Annotated in this window: 13 protein-coding genes; 3 read left to right on the top strand and 10 right to left on the bottom strand. The window is 33.9% G+C overall.

Annotated elements, in window-relative coordinates; all coding sequences use genetic code 11:
- Positions 1 to 2,046, top strand: a complete 2,046-nt coding sequence (locus CAP47_RS08125; protein WP_100776177.1) for a ComEC/Rec2 family competence protein — start codon at positions 1 to 3, stop codon at positions 2,044 to 2,046.
- Here CAP47_RS08125 and CAP47_RS08120 read toward each other — a convergent pair.
- From CAP47_RS08120 to CAP47_RS08105, 4 genes are read right to left on the bottom strand one after another with little or no spacing between them, the layout of a single operon-like run.
- On the bottom strand, positions 2,030 to 2,569 hold the full coding sequence (locus tag CAP47_RS08120) for a thioredoxin family protein (RefSeq protein ID WP_100776176.1): 540 nt from the start codon (positions 2,567 to 2,569) through the stop codon (positions 2,030 to 2,032). The two genes, CAP47_RS08125 and CAP47_RS08120, sit on opposite strands and share 17 nt — an antisense overlap.
- A gap of 25 nt (positions 2,570 to 2,594) precedes the next feature.
- Positions 2,595 to 4,676: a peptide MFS transporter gene (locus CAP47_RS08115; RefSeq protein ID WP_093238696.1), complete on the bottom strand. Its 2,082-nt coding sequence runs from the start codon at positions 4,674 to 4,676 to the stop codon at positions 2,595 to 2,597.
- A gap of 16 nt (positions 4,677 to 4,692) precedes the next feature.
- Positions 4,693 to 6,510 (bottom strand): peptide MFS transporter, encoded by a 1,818-nt coding sequence (locus CAP47_RS08110; RefSeq protein WP_100776175.1) that lies wholly within the window; start codon positions 6,508 to 6,510, stop codon positions 4,693 to 4,695.
- Positions 6,511 to 6,534: 24 nt separating this feature from the next.
- A complete protein-coding gene (locus tag CAP47_RS08105) occupies positions 6,535 to 8,715 on the bottom strand; it encodes a S9 family peptidase (protein ID WP_100776174.1) in 2,181 nt (726 codons plus the stop codon).
- 211 nt (positions 8,716 to 8,926) lie between these two features.
- On the opposite strand from CAP47_RS08105, the gene CAP47_RS08100 reads away from it, so the two are divergent.
- Positions 8,927 to 10,231 (top strand): hydroxymethylglutaryl-CoA reductase, degradative, encoded by a 1,305-nt coding sequence (locus tag CAP47_RS08100; protein ID WP_100776173.1) that lies wholly within the window; start codon positions 8,927 to 8,929, stop codon positions 10,229 to 10,231.
- Complete coding sequence (locus CAP47_RS08095) at positions 10,231 to 11,148, top strand: GYDIA family GHMP kinase (protein WP_100776172.1); 918 nt, start codon at positions 10,231 to 10,233, stop codon at positions 11,146 to 11,148. The genes CAP47_RS08100 and CAP47_RS08095 overlap by 1 nt, the downstream gene beginning before the upstream one ends.
- 59 nt (positions 11,149 to 11,207) lie before the next feature.
- On the opposite strand, the gene CAP47_RS08090 is transcribed toward CAP47_RS08095, so the two are convergent.
- The 6 genes from CAP47_RS08090 to CAP47_RS08060 form a co-directional block, all read right to left on the bottom strand.
- Positions 11,208 to 13,361: a peptidylprolyl isomerase gene (locus CAP47_RS08090; RefSeq protein WP_100776171.1), complete on the bottom strand. Its 2,154-nt coding sequence runs from the start codon at positions 13,359 to 13,361 to the stop codon at positions 11,208 to 11,210.
- 123 nt (positions 13,362 to 13,484) lie between these two features.
- The gene (locus CAP47_RS08085; protein WP_100776170.1) at positions 13,485 to 14,774 is read right to left on the bottom strand and encodes a hemolysin family protein; all 1,290 of its coding nucleotides are present in this window, start codon (positions 14,772 to 14,774) and stop codon (positions 13,485 to 13,487) included.
- Between the two features lie 192 nt (positions 14,775 to 14,966).
- On the bottom strand, positions 14,967 to 15,533 hold the full coding sequence (gene lptC / locus CAP47_RS08075; RefSeq protein WP_100776168.1) for an LPS export ABC transporter periplasmic protein LptC: 567 nt from the start codon (positions 15,531 to 15,533) through the stop codon (positions 14,967 to 14,969).
- 8 nt (positions 15,534 to 15,541) lie between these two features.
- Positions 15,542 to 16,906: a tetratricopeptide repeat protein gene (locus CAP47_RS08070; protein ID WP_100776167.1), complete on the bottom strand. Its 1,365-nt coding sequence runs from the start codon at positions 16,904 to 16,906 to the stop codon at positions 15,542 to 15,544.
- 9 nt (positions 16,907 to 16,915) lie between these two features.
- Positions 16,916 to 18,160 (bottom strand): lipid outer membrane transport protein FadL-like protein, encoded by a 1,245-nt coding sequence (locus CAP47_RS08065; RefSeq protein ID WP_100776166.1) that lies wholly within the window; start codon positions 18,158 to 18,160, stop codon positions 16,916 to 16,918.
- On the bottom strand, positions 18,157 to 18,888 hold the full coding sequence (locus CAP47_RS08060) for a type III pantothenate kinase (protein WP_100776165.1): 732 nt from the start codon (positions 18,886 to 18,888) through the stop codon (positions 18,157 to 18,159). The genes CAP47_RS08065 and CAP47_RS08060 overlap by 4 nt, the downstream gene beginning before the upstream one ends.
- Between the last annotated feature and the right edge of the window lie 8 nt (positions 18,889 to 18,896).

Genomic DNA, 18,896 nt, shown 5'->3' with positions numbered 1-18,896 from the left:
TTGAAATTTTTAAATATCAATTTAATCATCCTCACATTATTTTTATGTGTAGGAGTTGCTTTGGGTTTTCATATTGAAATCCAAAACAAGGCTTTGATATTTATCTCCACTTCTAGTGTTTTCATCGTCAGCTATTTTACTATCAAAAGAAATCTAAAGCTGTCATTTATATTTTTTGGCTTAGCATGTTTAATGCTCTTTTTTATAGGGTACGCGCGTGCACAATTAGAGTCTCCACAACTTCAAAAAAATCATTACGCACAAGGTGATATAAGTCATCAAACGCCTGTTCAGTTTCAAGGAGAAATCACTGAAGTTCTTAAAGCTAACGCTTATAATGATAAGTATTATCTCGAATTATTTCAGATCAACTCTCAAGACAATTGTGGTAAAATACTTTTAAAAGTTAAAAAAGATTCGATTAACAAACCGCTCAAAATTGGTCATCAAATTCATGGGATTGCGACTATTAAAAAACTAAATCCTCCTCAAAATCCACAAAGATTCAACTATAAAGCGTACATGAAATTTCAATCTGTTTATGCAACTTTAGACACTCAGAACGAATATATTGAAATATACAAACTCAATTCTTCACTAAAATCTCACGCTGATGAAGTAAGGTTTATTATTAAAAACAAATTAGAAAATGCTGGTTTTAAAGGAGAATCTTTAAACTTAATTGAAGCAATGTTGCTTGGGCGTCGTGACAATATCAGTAAGGAAACACTCTCACATTTTCAAGATTCAGGTGTTATCCACGTTTTAGCTATATCAGGTTTACACGTTGGTATCATCTTAATTTTCTTGCATTGGCTGACGTATTTTACGCTTTATAACCGATTAACGAGACTTGCAAGACCTCTTATTATCATCATTGGTCTTTGGGCTTTTGCTTTTATAGCAGGTTTGTCACCTTCAGTTGTTAGAGCTACATTGATGTTTAGTATTTTAAGTTTTAACTATTTTCTTCAAAGACGAACAAGCACTGTTAACATTTTATGTGTTGCACTTTTACTCATGCTTATTTACCAACCTCAATACTTATTTCAAGTTGGATTTCAATTGAGTTTTACAGCTGTTTTAGGAATTCTGACACTTCACCCAAGGCTTAAAAAAATCTATCAACCACGCTATTTTTTAGACAGAATCATTTGGGACGTTTTGAGCGTTTCTATCATCGCACAAATTAGTGTTCTACCTTTGCTTTTATATTACTTTAATCAAGCTTCTGCCCTATTTTGGCTAGCTAATATTATGGTGATTCCGTTTTTGGGAATTATTCTAGGTTTTGGAATTTTCAGTATTGTTTTAAGCTTATTAGGCTTGATGATTAAACCTTTAGTTGTTGCTTATAGTTTTATTTTAGAAACTCTCCTTAAGGCTATTGAATGGGTCGCTATCCAAGATCAATTTATATTTGCAAATATCTATTTCAATAAAGCTATGTTATGGACAAGTTTGTTAATACTAATCAGTCTCTTGATATGGGATAATAAATCTAAAATTAGATCATATACATTTTTGAACATCAGTTTTTCAGCTTTCCTCATTGTGTTTTTAAATGCTTACAAAACATATAAAAGTCAATCAGATTTATTTATTTTAAAAAGCTATAATAAATCTTTAATAATAGAAATTAATGGCTCAGAAATGATTGTTTATAAGGATTCCATAGCTGAAAGTCAAGAGAAAGATTATGCTACGAAGAGTCTAGCGCAGTTGAAAGGAATTCAAACAATTCAGGAAAGACCTCTAAAAAATGTTTATACGCTTAATGGAAATAAAAGTCTCTTAGTGATAGACTCACTTGGCGCTTATGAAAAAAATCATTTTAATGATTATGTTCTACTCAGAAGTTCACCGAAAATCAATTTGGAGCGTTTTATTAGCTCAACCAAACCCAAGTTGATTATCGCTGATGCAAGCAATTACAGAAGTTATGTAAATCGATGGAAATCAACATGTGAAAAATACAATATTGATTTCCATTCGATTTATGAAAGTGGTGCTCTTGAATTGAGCAAGCTTAAAAAGTTGCCTTAAATTTAGACTGGTAAGCTTCCCAATCTTCTTTTGTTGTCACATTTTTATACTCATCTTCAGCAATCATTTTGAGATATACTTCAAGCTGTTGAGCAGTTTTGTAGCCGACAACTGGCGAAATCACGTCAGAGTTTTCATCAAAGAAAACAACTGTTGGATAAGCACGAACTTTTAAAGCATGCGCAAAAAAGTGCTGACTATTTCTAGCTTTATCAGATTTAGACGCATCATGATTTGGATTCTTGTAATCAAACCCTTGATAATTTACTTCTTCAGTTCCTTCTGCATCAAATTTGACAGCGTAAAAATGTTCATTAACATACTCAACCAATTTTTTATTTGTGAAAGTACGTTTATCCATTAATTTACATGGCCCACACCAATCTGTATAAATGTCTGCAAAGATTTTTTTAGGCTCCTTTTTTTGTGCCTCTAGAGCATCATTCATTGACATCCAGTTAATCTCTTGTGCAGAGACATAAAAACCGACTAATAAAATGACAAGGCTTAATACCCGTTTCATATTTTAAATTTTGATTATTTATAATTTATTTGACGCCATGCATCAATTTCTTCAATAGTGGATGTAAAGCTGAAACTAGTAAACCAGCGACAATAGGAATTGCAGCAAAAATCAAAAAGAAAGTTGACATGCTATATTCATCCTGTATCTGATCGACCATTCCTCCCATTGAAGCCGCTACTTTGTTACCAATAGCAATAGCCAAGTACCACATTCCGAACATCAAGGCAATCATACGTGCTGGCACTAATTTACTCACATAAGAGAGTCCAACCGGAGATAAACAGAGTTCACCCAATGTATGGAACAAATAAGCTAAAATTAACCAAATCATACTAACACGAACTACACCTGCTTCAGCTCCTTGTGGAATTATACTTGACCCAAAAGCTAAAACTGCGAAGCCAATACCCATGACAATTAAACCTAAACCATATTTAAATGCGGCTGATGGATTGTATTTACTTTCCCACCATTTAGAAAAGAATGACGCAAATGCAATGATGAAAAATGAATTTAGAATACTGAACCAAGAAACAGTTATCTCAACCTCGTTATCTTTCACTTCGGTTACAGTTCCTTCAACAATTTGTGACTGTAAACCTTCTTCTTGATAATCTAAGGCTAAATCTTCTTTCTTAACTTCATCAAGATATTGATACTTGCCAAGTTCTAGATGAGCAGCAACATTTTGACCAACGTTTAGCTCATCACTTGAAGTCAAATCAAATGATCTAGTGACTGCAGTTTCGCCTGCTTCAAGAGGTCTTGACGCCGAGATGGCTTCATAAATTGTTTTAGTTTCTCCATCAACAGTTTCTTCAATAGCTACAGCTTCATATTGTACTTCATAAGCTTTTGTAGAGAAATCTTGAGCAAGCATCCAAATAACAATACCCCAAACAACAGTAAAACATATAGCTAAAACAATGTTACTTCCTGGTATTCTAGCAAATGATTTTTTATTTAAAAGGTATAAAACCCAAGTAATAATCATTAATGGAATCACAGTCAGTAAAGTGTTAACCACGTTAAATATAATCGCTGAGTTACCTGTGAGTACACGATCGGTATAATCTCTTGCGAAAATAACCATTGAAGTTGCTGCCTGTTCAAAAGGAATAAAGAATAAAACCGTGAAGAATGCAAAAATAATAACTGCGATCATACGATCTCTCACAACTTTCTCATAACGAACAATTCTTCCTATGACCAAGAATAAAAATAAAGCAACACCTATAAGCGTAACCACTAAAGGTCCTGATAAAATATCTTTTGAAACTAGAAATTCTTCAGGTAGTAAATTAATGTTTCCAATTTTTGAAGTTGGATCATTAATCAAATACAATAAACCAATCGCTGAAGTCACAACGATTAAAATTTTATCTAACGAAGTAAATTTATTCTCTTTGTAATCTTTAACCTCGTTTGCTTTTTCTTCCTTTGTCTGTCTTTTAGGTGGAGCACCAATTTTACCAAATAATGGTTTCGCTAACAGAAACTGAACAGTTCCGAATAACATGAAAACACCTGCTAAACCAAAGCCCCAAGACCAACCAACGCGCTCTGCTAAATAACCACAAAGCATCATTCCGAAAAAAGATCCTGCATTAACTCCCATATAAAAAATGGTGTAAGCACCGTCTTTTTTCTCTGGTAAGTAAACATACATTTCAGAAATAATGGACGTGATATTTGGCTTAAAGAAACCTGTTCCTAAAACAAGTAAGCCTAAGCCCATGTAGAGAGATAATTCAGTTTCAATAGCCATTGATGCATGACCCAAAGTCATGATGACACAACCTATTAAAACTGCCCAACGATAACCCGTTAATTTATCAGCGATAACACCACCCAATATCGGCGTTAAATAAAGCAAACCAGCATAAGTACCAAAAAGTGCTCCTGCATTTGAAGCTGACCATTCCCAACCAGGATTACTCCCAATGGCTGCCATTGTTAAGAAATTAACTAACAATACGCGCATTCCGTAAAAAGAGAAGCGCTCCCACATTTCTGTGAAAAATAAAACAAAAAGTCCAGCTGGGTGACCTAATACTTTACTTTTAAAAAACTCATCATGCTGAGTCGAACTTGCTGTTGCCATAGTCTATATATTCGTATTAATCCTTAATTTCTGTATCTGCGATTTCAAAACCTTCAGCTTCTAATCCTTCTACCTCTTTATCTTCCGCACCATGCGTCAATTTCTTAAGTCTTTTTAGGAAAAGAATAAGTAGGAAACCGAAACTCACTGTAAAAATTGTTAACCAAAGGAAAGTTTGATATTCCTGTTCGTTTTGTTCTTCTTCTAAAACGAAGCTCACGCCATAATCTTTACCATCTCCCTTATTCTCTGTCTGCTGAGCAGCATCAGGATCTTTTTCAAAAATCAAACGTGCGTGATAAGGGTCTTCCTTAGTCACTTCATTTGAAGATAGAGTTTCTTTTAACTCAGCTTTTCTTTTTCCACTTAATTCAAAAATAGGATTAAGGTCTCTTGTTCCTTCATATTCTGTGTACTGAACTTCACCGTTTTCTAGGTAAACATCACTTTTTACAATGAAGTTTTTATCTTCATTAATTGGATAATCGTAAACTTGAATAACTTTATTCTTTTCGTTTTTCACCTTCATGGTGTCTTTTTCCATAAAAGGTATGACTTGCTCTTTATTAAAAAGCATTGTTCCTTTATAAGGATCAAGTTGTGCTGATTCTCCAATGCTACCTGCAAGTTTATTACCAAAACCAGTTGCTGCGAAGAAAACCCCCATCATAATAGAAGCATATTTCAATGGCGCTAATTTGGTAATAAAAGAAAGTGCGACAGGCGATGTTGATAACTCACCAAGCGTATGAAATAAATAAGCTAAGAAAATCCAGATCATTGCTGCTTTTCCGAAAGTTTCAGAGCCAGCTTCTTCTGAAGCAAACATCATGAAAATATAACCAAGTCCCATAATGACAGTTCCGACTGACATTTTGAATAAAGATGAAGATTCTCTTCCTTTCTTCTTCCACCATACCCAGAAACCTCCAACGATGGTTCCGAAAATGATAATATATGCCGCATTTAGAGATTGGAATACAGCAGCAGGAATTTCTTCTAACCAGCTTAAACCAATGTGTCTATCAATTTTTGCATCTGTATAGAGGTTCATCAATCCTCCAGCTTGCTCAAAAGCTCCCCAGAAAACGACAACCATTAAAAATGAAATTAAAAGAACAATAACTCTGTCTTTTTCAACTTTTGTTAAAGGTCTTTTAGCTGCTGCTTTTTCTTCTGGAGTAACATTATCTCCACCACTAAATTCTCCGACGCCTTTTAGAAATTTCTGTCCCCAGATATAAACGATTTGGCCGAGTAACATCCCGATTCCTGCTAAACCAAATCCATAATGCCATCCGTAATAATAGGCAACTAAACCAACTGAAATACTTGCTAAAAAAGCACCAACATTAATACCGATATAAAAAATAGTAAATCCGCTATCTCTTCTAATATCTCCTTCTTTATAAAGACCACCAACCATTGTAGAAATGTTTGGCTTTAAACCACCAACTCCAATAATAATCAAAGTCAAACCTGTAAAGAAAGCCCAATCTTGAGGAATAGCAAGTATACCGTGACCTAAACAAAGCGTGAGTCCACCCCACATTACAGTTTTTTTCTGGCCGAGTAATTTATCTGCAACCCAACCTCCAGGAATAGAGGCAACGTAAACTAACATTGTGTACCAACCGTAAAGCCAAATTGCATCTTTACTGCTCCAACCTAAACCAGGATCTGCAGCTGTTGCTGATGCAGCGATGTATAATGTAAGGATTCCTCGCATTCCGTAATATGAAAAACGCTCCCACATTTCTGTAAAAAACAGAATGAATAAGCCGACTGGATGTCCAAATAATTCTGTTCTTTTTGTTTTTACTGTTGTTGCCATATATCTAAGTTCTGGTTATTTATTTTATAAATTTTCTGTAATAAAATCTGTCATTAATTTGTACAGATGTAAGCGTGTGTTTCCACCATAAATCCCGTGGTTTTTATCAGGATAAATTCGCCAATCAAATTGTTTGTTTGCTTGTACTAAAGCTTCAATCAATTGCATTGTATTTTGTACATGTACATTATCATCTGCACTTCCGTGAATCAACAAATAACTATTATCGTCATTAAAATTTTTCACATGTGTAATCGGTGAGTTTTCATCATAACCACTCGCATTTTCTTGTGGTGTTGTCATATAACGCTCTGTATAAATTGAGTCATAAAACCTCCAGCTTGTCACTGGAGCAACTGCAATTGCAAAACTAAAAACATCACCTGCCTGAAAAATTGCGTTGGAAGACATAAATCCGCCGTAGCTCCATCCCCAAATACCAATTCTGTTTTTATCAATATAATCACGCTGACCCAAAAGTTTTGCAGCGTCGATCTGATCTTTTAATTCTAATTTTCCGAGTTCTTTCTGAGTCACCTTTTTAAAATCGCGACCTTTAAATCCTGTTCCTCGACCATCAACAGTGACAATAATGTAACCTTTGTTTGCCAACATTTGATACCAATAATCGTTTGAACCCATAAAACTATTAGATACTGACTGTGAACCCGGTCCAGAATATTGATACATCAACATTGGATACTTCTTAGAAGCATCAAAATCCAAAGGTTTAATCATCCACATATTCAAATCATTCCCATTAACCTCAATAGTTGATAATTCTTTAGGTGATATTTGATACTCGTTCAATTTATTTTCTAAAACATCATTGTTCTTAATTTCTCTAACAACTTTTCCGTTTTTAGCTAAATTTAAAGTGTAAAGATTTGGTATTTTAACGCTATTAAATGTATTCACATAATAAGTGAAGTCTGCTGAAAAAGATGCTGAATTCGTCCCTTCTTTTGTACTTAAATCTCTTTTTGATTCTCCGTTGAGCTTGATTGAATAAATTCCGCGATTAACACTTCCTGTTTCCGTACTCTGATAAAAAATACGCTTGTTTTGACGATCATAACCGTAGTAAGAAGTCACCTCCCACTTACCATTTGTCACTTGATTAATCAGTTTTCCTTTCTTGTTGTAATGATAAATGTGTTTCCATCCATCTTTTTCACTCGTCCAAATAAAACTGTTATCCTCTAAAAAAGTTAAGTCATCTGTGACATCAACATAGGCATCATCTTTTTCTGTATGAATCAATTTTGCTTTGCTTGTTTTTGTATCCACAAAATAAAGTTTCAATTCATTTTGATGTCTGTTAGTTGCTTGTACGCTAAAAACATTTTCATCTTTTGTCCATTTTAATCTTGGCAGATATTCGTAGGCTTCTAAAGAAACTTGATTCTTTTTTTGAGAAGCAACATCATAAATATGCAAAGTCACTTCAGCATTATTCTCTCCAGCTTTTGGATATTTAAAAACATCTTGGCTTGGGTATAAATCTTGTCCGTATCGACCATACATATCCATTGAAAATTCTGGAACATCAGTCTCGTCAAATCTTAAAAAAGCAATTTTATCGCCGTCTAAACTCCATTCAAAAGCACGAACAAAAGCAAACTCTTCTTCATAAACCCAGTCTGTTAATCCGTTGATGATTTCATTATCAACACCATCAGATGTGACTTGCGTTTTTTGGTTTGAAGAAATATTTTTAATAAAGATGTTATTGTTTTTCACATAAGCAACCTTCTCATTATTTGGAGAAAAAGTTGGTTCCTGAATCATCTCTTTATCAATACGGGTTATTTTTTTTGTTTTGATATCATACACGAAATAAATTCCTCGCGTTGATCTTCTAAAAATCGGTTGAATGTCAACTCCCAAAATCGCTTTAGATTCATCTTCGCTTAATTTAAAAGTTTGAAAATATTTTAATTCTGGAATATCAGCACTGTTTATTAAAGTGCCAGTACGCTGACCCGATTTATAACTATAAATATCAACACGCATTTCCGATTTTTCTCGATCATAATCTTGAATGATGTATGACTGCCCATCGTTTAGCGACTGCAAAGCTTGCAATCCCTCTTGTCTGAATGTCCCAGACCAAATTTCCTCTAAAGAAATTTGTTTGTTTTGAGCCGAAATTTGAAATGAAAATGCTAGAAATAAAAGGAATGAAAAAGTCCTGAAAAACATAAGCCTAAATTTGAATCTCCAATTTTACTAAAAAAACATTAAAAATCACTTGTTTTTAGTCATAAAACTGCATGGAGAAGGTCTTAAAATGCAAAAAAACTTTGGTCGAGAGCTAAATCTCAAAAAATTGAATTAGAAAAGACGAAAATCACGCAGAGTCACTTGTAAATACTGTTGTATATTTGTTTGAAAATTGACAAGAAACAGCCTTATGCCAATAATCTCAGGTTTCTCAAAACTCAGCAAAGAATCAAAAATTGATTGGATTTGCGATCATTATCTCTCATCAAACAAAAACGCTAAACAAGTTCTAGCAAATTATTGGAATTCTGATTCTAAATTGCAGAAACTACATGATGAGTTTACCGAGAATACAATTTCAAACTACTACTTGCCTTTTGGTGTTGCTCCAAATTTCACTATCAATCATGAAACTTATGCAATTCCAATGGCTATTGAAGAAAGCTCGGTCATTGCGGCAGCAAGTAAAGCTGCTAAATTTTGGAATGATAAAGGCGGTTTCAAGGCTGAAGTTTTAGGCACAACAAAGGTTGGCCATGTTCATTTAAATTACAAAGGTGATGCTCAAAAATTAAAAGATTTTTTTAATCAAATTAAATCTCAGCTAATAACTGATGCAAAACCCATCACTAAAAACATGGAGAAAAGAGGTGGCGGCATTCTAGATATTGAACTTGTTGATAAAACTGATCAACTTGATCATTACTTTCAATTGCACTGCACTTTTAATACTAAAGATGCGATGGGTGCTAATTTCATCAATTCTTGCTTAGAGCAATTTGGACAAACCTTTGAACGCGAAGCAGAAAAACATGATGCTTTTAAGGAAAATTCTCCCGAGGTTATCATGTGTATTTTATCAAATTATGTTCCTGAATGTTTAGTCCGTGCAGAAGTTTCTTGTGATATTAACCAATTAGGAAAAACCAAAGAGGAAGCTGAGAAGTTTGTTAGAAAATTTAAGCAAGCCATCGATATTGCGACTATAGAACCTTACAGAGCTGTCACACACAACAAAGGCATCATGAACGGCATCGATGCTGTTGTATTAGCAACAGGTAACGATTTTAGAGCTGTTGAGGCTGGCATTCATGCTTATGCTTCTAAAGATGGACAATATAAAAGTTTGACAAAAATCAGCTTGGAAGATCAAAAGTTCAGATTCTGGATTGAAGTTCCACTTGCAGTTGGTACAATTGGAGGCTTGACAAGCTTACATCCTTTAGTCAAAATTGCGATGGAAATGTTGGGCAAACCTAATGCAGAAGAACTCATGAAGATTATTGCTGTGGCTGGTTTGGCTCAAAACTTTGCAGCCGTTAACTCATTAGTGACTACAGGAATTCAGAAAGGTCACATGAAGATGCACTTGATGAATATTCTCAATCAACTCAAGGCTTCAGAAGGTGAAAGATTAAAAGCTGTTGATTATTTTAAAACGCATACAGCAACGCATTCTGAAGTGATTGCGTTTATTGAAAAATTAAGAGCGTAATGCAAAAATCAGACTTTTACAGTCACGGAAAACTTTTAATCACTGGCGAATATTTAGTTTTAGACCAAGTTAAAGCACTGGCATTGCCAACAAAATTCGGACAGCATTTAAGCGTTAAGGAAACAGACTCTCAATTTTCAACTTGGGAAAGTTACTTGAGTGACGGAAGCCTGTGGTATAAATTTGAATTTAAAATAAATGAAATTTGTCAAACTTCATATCAGCCTAAAAATGATTTTGAAAAACGCTTAAGTCAAATATTTAGATTTATAAAAAGTGAAAAGCCTGATTTGTTACAAAGTGAATTTGAGTTTAAAACCTCTTTAGAGTTTCCTCAAAATTGGGGATTAGGTTCTTCCTCAACTCTCATCAATAATCTTGCGAAATGGTCTAAAATAAACCCTTACAAACTGCTTGAAAACACTTTTGGCGGTAGTGGTTATGATATTGCTTCAGCACGAAGCGAAACAGGTTTATTTTACACCAGAGAGACTTTTGATCCTGTAATAAAAACGACTCAATTTCCAGAGTTTCTAAAAGATCATATCTACTTTGTTTATCTCAATCAAAAACAGAATAGTCGTGACGCAATACAACATTATAGAAACATAAGCCAAGCGCGAAAAGATAAAAGCCTCAATCAGGTTTCTCAAATTTCTGAAGAGGTTATCAATGTTGATAATTTAGAGCGTTTTGAAGAAATTTTAACTCAGCATGAAGAAATTTTAGAGAAATTATTGGGTCAGCAAAAGGTGAAGGATAAATTGTTTCCCGATTACAAACACGGCATCGTTAAAAGCCTTGGTGCTTGGGGCGGCGACTTTGTGCTGGTGACAGCTAAAAACAAAAATCAACTCTCGTATTTTAAAAACAAAGCTTACCACATGATACTCACTTACAGAGAAATGATTTTATAAAAAAATGCCTTAAAACTTAAAGTCTTAAGGCATTCTATATTTTTCAACTCAAAAGATTCTTAATAGAAATTAGATCTATTATCCTCGATTTCTGAAGTTTCTTTTAAAGCTTTATAAACTGGATTGATATTATTCTCTCCAGATAATCTTTGTAATTTTTGATTGAAAGACTGAACTCTTTTTTGAGTTTCTTGATTAGCTTGTGATACAAAAGAAGGTAATTCTGGCGCATCTTGCTTTGCTAAAAGCTTGACTAAATAAACACCTTTTTCTCCTTGTATAGCTTGGCTAACTCCGTTTGTCTCTAAAGCAAAAGCAGCACCAACAACTTTTGGCTCACGACCAGCACCTGCTAAAACAGGACTTCCCATATTTACTGCAGCAGCATCTTGAACACTAACACCAAATTGTGATGCCACTGCATCTAAATCATTTGAGTCGATTTGGGACATAATTTCCTTTGCTTGTTTATTTGCCTTAATGATTGATGTCACTTTTTCTGAAGCTTCTTCAGCAGTTTTTACACCTTCTGGAGTTTTCTTCACTAACTCAGCAATTATATATCCGCCAGAAATATCAAATCTATTGATGTCTCCAACTTTTGTTGTTTCTTCGAAAGCCCACTTAACAACATTTCTTTGCTTGCCTAATTGAGAAATCGTTTCATCTAATCTGTTCATTTTATTAACAGGAACAACATCAAGATTAACTTCTTTAGCAGCTTCTTCAACTGAAGATTCTTTAGCAGCTAATTCAAAATTACTCGCATTACGATATAAAGTGTTTAAAGTTTTATCAGAAGCTTCAACAGATTTCACGATACGTGCAATTTTGTAAGCTTGCTTTTCATCTTTCTTGTCAGTGACATGAACAACGTGGTAACCAAAATCAGTTTCTACAACACCTTTATGTCCAGCATCTTTAGAGAAAACATAATCATTAAAGTCTTCAACTAAACTTCCGTAAGTCACCCACTCTAAGTCTCCACCGTTTTCAGCAGATTGTTTGTCAGCTGAAAATGACGTTGCTAATTCAGCAAACTTATCAGCATCTTTACTAATCACATTTGTGATGCTATCCGCTAAAGCTTTTGCTTCTTCTTGAGTTCTTGTTGCATTTGGATCAACATTAGTTCCTTCGTAAGTGACCAAAATGTGCTTAACACTAACCGAGTCAACCATTTGTCTTTTGTCGATCATTTTGATTAAGCTCATTGTTGAGGCATCAACATGAGGCCCAAAAACTTCTCCTTTTTCCAATTTTGTAACATCCGATCTAATTTCTTCGGGTAATTGGTATTCAAAGAAATATCTGTCAGCGAAAGGAACATCTGAGTTCAAGTTGACAAATTCTTCTATATTATCAGTTGTTTTTAAACCTTTCTGAATTTCGTTTTCTTTAGTCACTGAGTTATAAACTTCTTGATCGTCTAATAGTTTTTTCAAATCAGCTTCTACACCTTTGATATCTTCAGCAGAGGATTCTTCTTTAAAGAAAACGTATCTAATATCTCTTTCAGCTTCTTGTTTAAAAGCACTTTTATTTTTGTTGATATAATCTTTGATATCAGCTTTGCTAACTTCAACGTCTGCAGCTTTATCAAAAGGAACTCTAACAAAAGCTAAATCTAAACTTGCATTTTGTTTTTTGAACGCTTGCTCAGCTTCTAGCTTTGTTGCGCCAATTCCTGCTCTGATCATGTCGTAATATAATTCAGCTTTTGCGATGGTTTCAATACTTTTTTCAAAGTTTAACCACTGCGGATACATTTCATTTGGTGATGAAACTTTAATTTCTGCAACGTATTGTTTTACTTTTTGAGGATCAAAGAAGCCAGCTTCGTTTGAAAACGTCGGATTTCCGGCTAATTGCTGTTCCATCGCATTTGTAATTTGATCAGAACCAACTTCAAGACCTAATTTATCTAATTCTTGATCTAACAATAAATTAAAAACTTTTGAATCCCAAATCTGGTTAACAGCCTGTATAGTAGAAACTTGACCTTGACTTTGTTGAACTCTGTTTTCAACCATCTGAGCAAATTCTTCTCTGCTAATTTCGCGATCTCCAACAACACCAATAGTGTTCATAGATTTCGTAGAAGTGAAACCACCTTGTCTGATGACATCCGCTAGAACAAAAGAAAATAATGCTAATGCTATGATGACTATCAGGAAGACAGTGCGTTGTCTGATTTTACTTAAAATCGCCATTGAATATGTATTTTAAAAATAGTAGGTGGCGAAAATAAGACAATTCGGCAATAAATAAAACTTAATGCTTTGAAAATTAAGGGAGATTTTAATTTTTTATTAAGAAACCCAAATAGGCTGAACTTAATCTGGCTGTAAGACTTTGAGAGCAACCATTTCAATCTTTTTACTCGAGGCCTCTAATATTTTAATTTCAAAATTTGCGATGCGAATAACACTACCGATATCAGGAATTTCTTCAGCGTAATGAACAATCATTCCGCCTAAAGTTTCATAATTGTCAGATTCAGGTAAATCAAATTTATAATCTTCATTTAGGTCATCGACTTCATGCCTTGCCGAAAAACGATAATAATTATCATTAATTTTTTGCTCGATCAAATCATCTGAATCGTGTTCATCTTCGATATCGCCGAATAGTTCTTCAACAATATCTTCAACAGTCAGCATACCGCTTGTTCCACCGTACTCATCAACAACAACCGCGATACTTGTATGTTTAATTGTCATCAAATTCATCACATCTTTAACCAACATGGTTTCAGGAATAAAAACAACTTCCCGAATAATGTCACTGATCTGATTTGGTTTTTTAAAGAGTTCAAACGAATGAATGTATCCAAGAATATCATCATTTGTAGCACGGTAAACCAGGAGTTTTGACAAACCGCTTTCTGTAAAAATAGAAGTTAGTTCATCTTTAGACGCATCAATATCGACAGCTTTAATCTCGTTCCTTGGCACCATCACTTCACGTGATTTAACATCAGAGAATTGAAGTGCATTTTGAAAAAGTTGAATTTCAGAATCGAGTTCTTCCTTTTCATCAACAGCTTCCATTTGTTCGTCGATATAATTGCCTAATTCAACTTTACTGAAAGTTAACTGAACTTGGTCGCCTTGAACTTTAAAGAAAACCTTTAAAACAATATCAGAAATCCAAATAATAAACTCTGATATAGGGTAAAAGATGATATAAAATAAAAATGCCGGAATCGCAAAAATGCGCAACATTAAGTTAGAATAAATTTGAAAGAAAACTTTTGGTAAAAATTCTGCCGTCAGCAAAATGACCAAAGTTGAAATCAGTGTTTGTGAAAACAAAGAAGCTTCAACTAATAAATAGTGTGAAAATTGATTTTGGATTGGTAGAAGTGACTGAAACCAACTCATAATTAGATCGCCCATAAAAAGCCCGTAGACAACCAAGGCAATATTGTTACCGATAAGCATAGCAGCAATAAACTTTGAAGGTTTACCTGTTATGATTTTCAGAACTTTACTTGTGAGGTCTTGCTGATATTTTTCTAACTCAATATGAACTTTGTTAGAAGAAACAAAAGCGATTTCCATCCCAGAAAAAAAAGCGGAGAGCAGTAATGATAAAATAATGACGATTACCGCTGTGCTCATTTCTTGGGTGACTTATCTTGATATTTTTTTCTGAATTTACGTTTAAAGAAAAACATAAAAACAGCAATGGCAGCCATAAAAATATAAAGGTAACTGCGACTTTGAGATATTGACCAAGTCACGATTGCCTCATAAATAAAAAACACTGCGAAAGCAATGTAAGCGTACTCAAAGTATTTGAAAAACTTCATATTATTGATCTAAATTGTCAATGGTTTGCTTCCCGATATTTGCTCGAGAATTAAATATAGTAAATTCTTGGTTGGCATCAAAACCATTTCCGTTATTCACAGTTCCGTTTGATAGCTTTAATTTATAATGTTGATCGGTATAAATCCAAGATTCATCTTGATCCCAGTAAAGCTGTTCGGCGGTCAACACAACGCCGTCATCAGTTGTAATTGAAACGCTGTCTTGCATATCAATCAAACCTGTTTCTTCATAAAGAATAGCATATTTTGCAAAAATACTTGATTTTGCAGAATCTTCGCTATAAAAATCTACATCAACAGTATTTGGAAATTCTCGATAAGGAAAATCTTGATGCGTATAATCTAAAACCTCAGGACTTCTTAAGTTAACCTTGACTTTTCCACTATCAGTATAAAAAAGATTAACATCATAAGCTCTTGATTGAGGTGCGTCAGTTAATCTATTAAATTGATTGACATCTCTCGAATTGTCTTGACATGAAAAAAGTATTGTCACCCAACTAAGCGTGACAATACTTGATATTATAAATTTAATATGTCTAGACATTTGTTGTTTTAAAAGTTTGGCACTTTCACACTTTCACCAATCCAACATGAGTAAGAAATTGTTTTCCCAGCCATACCTTCTTGGAAAATATCAGATTTTTGTGGTGCTCTACCTCTATAGCTTTCTGCAGTTGCTTTAGCAGTTGACTTTAAAGAAGGATCAACACGACCAGCACGATTTGCATAGTCAGCAGCTAACCAATAAACACCTCTTTTCTCAAAAGTTGTGTTACCACAGCTGTTTGCACTTTTAGCATACATTTCTGCTATCTTCAAGTAAGCAACACCCATTGAAGGTTTTTGTGATAATGCTTTTCTATAAAAAGAACGTGCAGAAGAAAAGCTACCTTTCTTTTTGTAAGTTTCAGCAATGTTATAATAAACACGTGCTTTATCAGCAGGCTTATCTTCTAACTCAGCAGATTGATTATAATAATCAAGTGCTTTACTCATGTTACCATTTTTCTGTGCTAAACGTCCTAAATATAAGGCAGTTTTAGCTGATGGTTTCAAATCGTTTTGAGCTTCAACAATTTTAAAGAAAATAGGATCATCTGTACATTCCTTAGCAAATAAACGGCTTGCTGCATTCTTTAGCCATTGAACATCTCCTTTTTTAGCTTCAAAATCCTTGTTATACATCGGGATTAAGTTCTCACAATCAGCTTTACTACCAAGTAAAGAATTGACACTTCCCTTAATTTTGTTATAGTTTCTTAAGTAGATTTCAGAATTCTTCATGATTTTCTTTTCACGAGAAGTCAAATCTTCTTGGTTTTGTTCCTTTTCAATTAAAGGCTGAACTTGCGTTGCTTTTTTATTTTCTTGCGTTTCGATCAACCCAATCACCTCATCATATTTATCAAATAAGAATTGGATATCTCTATCGCCATTATCATTTAAAGTATTTGCAATTCTGAAATATGCATACAAAGCAACAGGATCAACAAAGTTATCAGCATCTTCTTCAACAATTGCTTCAAAAGCTTGTAATCTTTCTTCTAAAGTTCCAATCTCGTTTTTATACTTAACTTTAGCAATATCCGAAAGCACTTTTGCTTTTTTAGTTTTGTTTGGGAAATATTTTAAACGCATGTTTTGGTTTTCGATAAACTTCTCGACAAACTTTTCTTTTTCATCTTCAGTTTCTGCGTTCTCGATAAAGCTTTCAAACATTTTAGCACCATACTGATAAGTCATTAATTTCTCCTCAGGACAGTCTTTAATTATCTTTTTGTAATGTGTATAAGCGTTATCGTAGTTTTCTACTTTTGCACTTTCACTAAATAAACTAAGGTTTGCACCACAGTTTTGAGCAAAGACAGAAAAACTAAATAAAAGACCTGTTAATGTTAAAATTACTTTAGATTTCATAATGAATTTTTAATTAAATTTTGATTTTATAAACCACTTGTCGTTAAATGAGAAGCTAAGAAAAACGCTGATGTAATCTTCTTGAACTAAATTGTTACTCTTTGTTCCTCTTTTGAAGTATTCAACACCAATATTGGCATTGGTAAAAACTCTTCCCGCAGGTATTCCGAGTCCAAAATTTATGCCAAACTCCTCAATGTCTTTTCCATTATAGTTTAAACCTGTTTTCTCAAATCTAATCCCAGCCCTGTATGACAAACGCTTAAGAAAGTTTGCAGGATCATTATATCTCGGTATAAAAAAACCACCTAACTTGATGATTTCACGATCATCGTAAATAACCTCATTACTAAAATTGTAGGTTAATTCAGAGAAATCGTTTGCTTTTTGCATCACATAATCTGCGCCTACATACCATTTACGTTTCTGGCCAAAACCTAAGCTCAAACTCGTTTTTTGTGGTAAAGTCAATTCAGAATCTTCAATTGGCATTTGGCTTTCATCAATCACAATAACTTGATCGCTTGAAAAAACTTGCACAGAAGCCAATCGACGGTCAACAGTTGCATCGAGATCCATTTCAGGTCTAAAGGTTGCTGCAAGTCTTAAGTAATTTTTCTTACCAACTTGAAAATCTTTAATAGCACCAAACTCAAAATCAAAACCTCTTAAGTCTGTTTCAATCAATTCACGTGAAGCATATTGCACTCCTTTTCTTGTAATTAAATTATTATAATTGAGCGTTCCAAAATTATAATTGGCAGTAAAACCTAATTTAAAATCTTTAAAAACTTCAGCTCCAGCGCTCAAATAAACAGAGTTTAATCCACCTTCGCCTTCATATTTATTTCTGATTTCAGAAGTGTTTTCTCGAATATCATAACCAACAGCGGAAACAGGTTTTACACCAAAACCAACTCCGAATTTATTAAAAGGAATACCAACAGCGAAATAATCAAAAGTGGTATGCGCAAAACTTTCTGATTTTTCATTAGTTTCCAATGAAACACTATTAATTGTCATCCCTGCCGTTAAAGCTGTGTAAGCCAAATCGCCGTAAGCGGCTGGATTTTGCAAGTTTAGATGAATGCTATCTGAAGTTGATGACAAACCTGCCATCGACCTATTTTCAGCTGTCCCTCTAAAACCTTCATTTCCTATCCCTAAAAAAGAATAGGGTGAAAACGTTCCTTCTTGTGCTGTACTTGCAAAGCTCACAAGCAAAACAACTATTATGCTGATTCTTTTTATCATGTATTTTTGTTGTATTCCAAAATAAAGTTCAAACCTTCAATGAGAAAATTTGAAGTCGCAAATATGCTATTTTTTAAACGAGTTGACAAGAGTTGATGGTCACCTCCTGTTAAAATAACTGTTAAATCTTCATAATCAACTTGGTAGGATTGTATAAATCCGTCGATTTCATTTACCATTCCCTCCACAACACCAATTTGCATTGACGCTTTAGTGGATTGACCAATTTGACTCGCCTCATAATCGTCTGCAGATATCAACGGCAATTTACCTGTAAAATTATGCATAGCTTTAAATCGCATTGACAATCCTGGGGAAATTGCACCACCTTGATAAACTCCATATTTATCAACAAAATCGTAGGTTACGCAAGTGCCAGCATCAACTATTAAGGTATTTTGAACTGGAAATTGTTTAACGGCAGAGCAAGCCAAAGCTAATCTATCTAAACCTAAAGTTTCTGGTGTTTCATATGCGTTTTTAAAAGGTAAATCTGTTTGATGCGAAAGTACTAAACACTTTGTGTGAGTCGAAAGAAATGCCAAAACATCAGGATTTAAATGCGTTGTAGAAGCAAGAATACTATGGGTGATTTTATTTTCTCCTAAAACTTTTTCAAGTAAAAGCATCACTTCAGCATAATCTGTTTTATGAATTTTAAAAAGAGTATTCTTCTCAAAAACAGCTAATTTCAAAAAAGAGTTACCGGCATCTACAATGAGATTCATCCTATTGT

Source organism: Psychroflexus sp. S27, assembly GCF_002810405.1.
Classification (GTDB): Bacteria; Bacteroidota; Bacteroidia; order Flavobacteriales; family Flavobacteriaceae; genus Psychroflexus; species Psychroflexus halocasei_A.
This window is presented reverse-complemented; position numbering and strand designations above follow the sequence as displayed.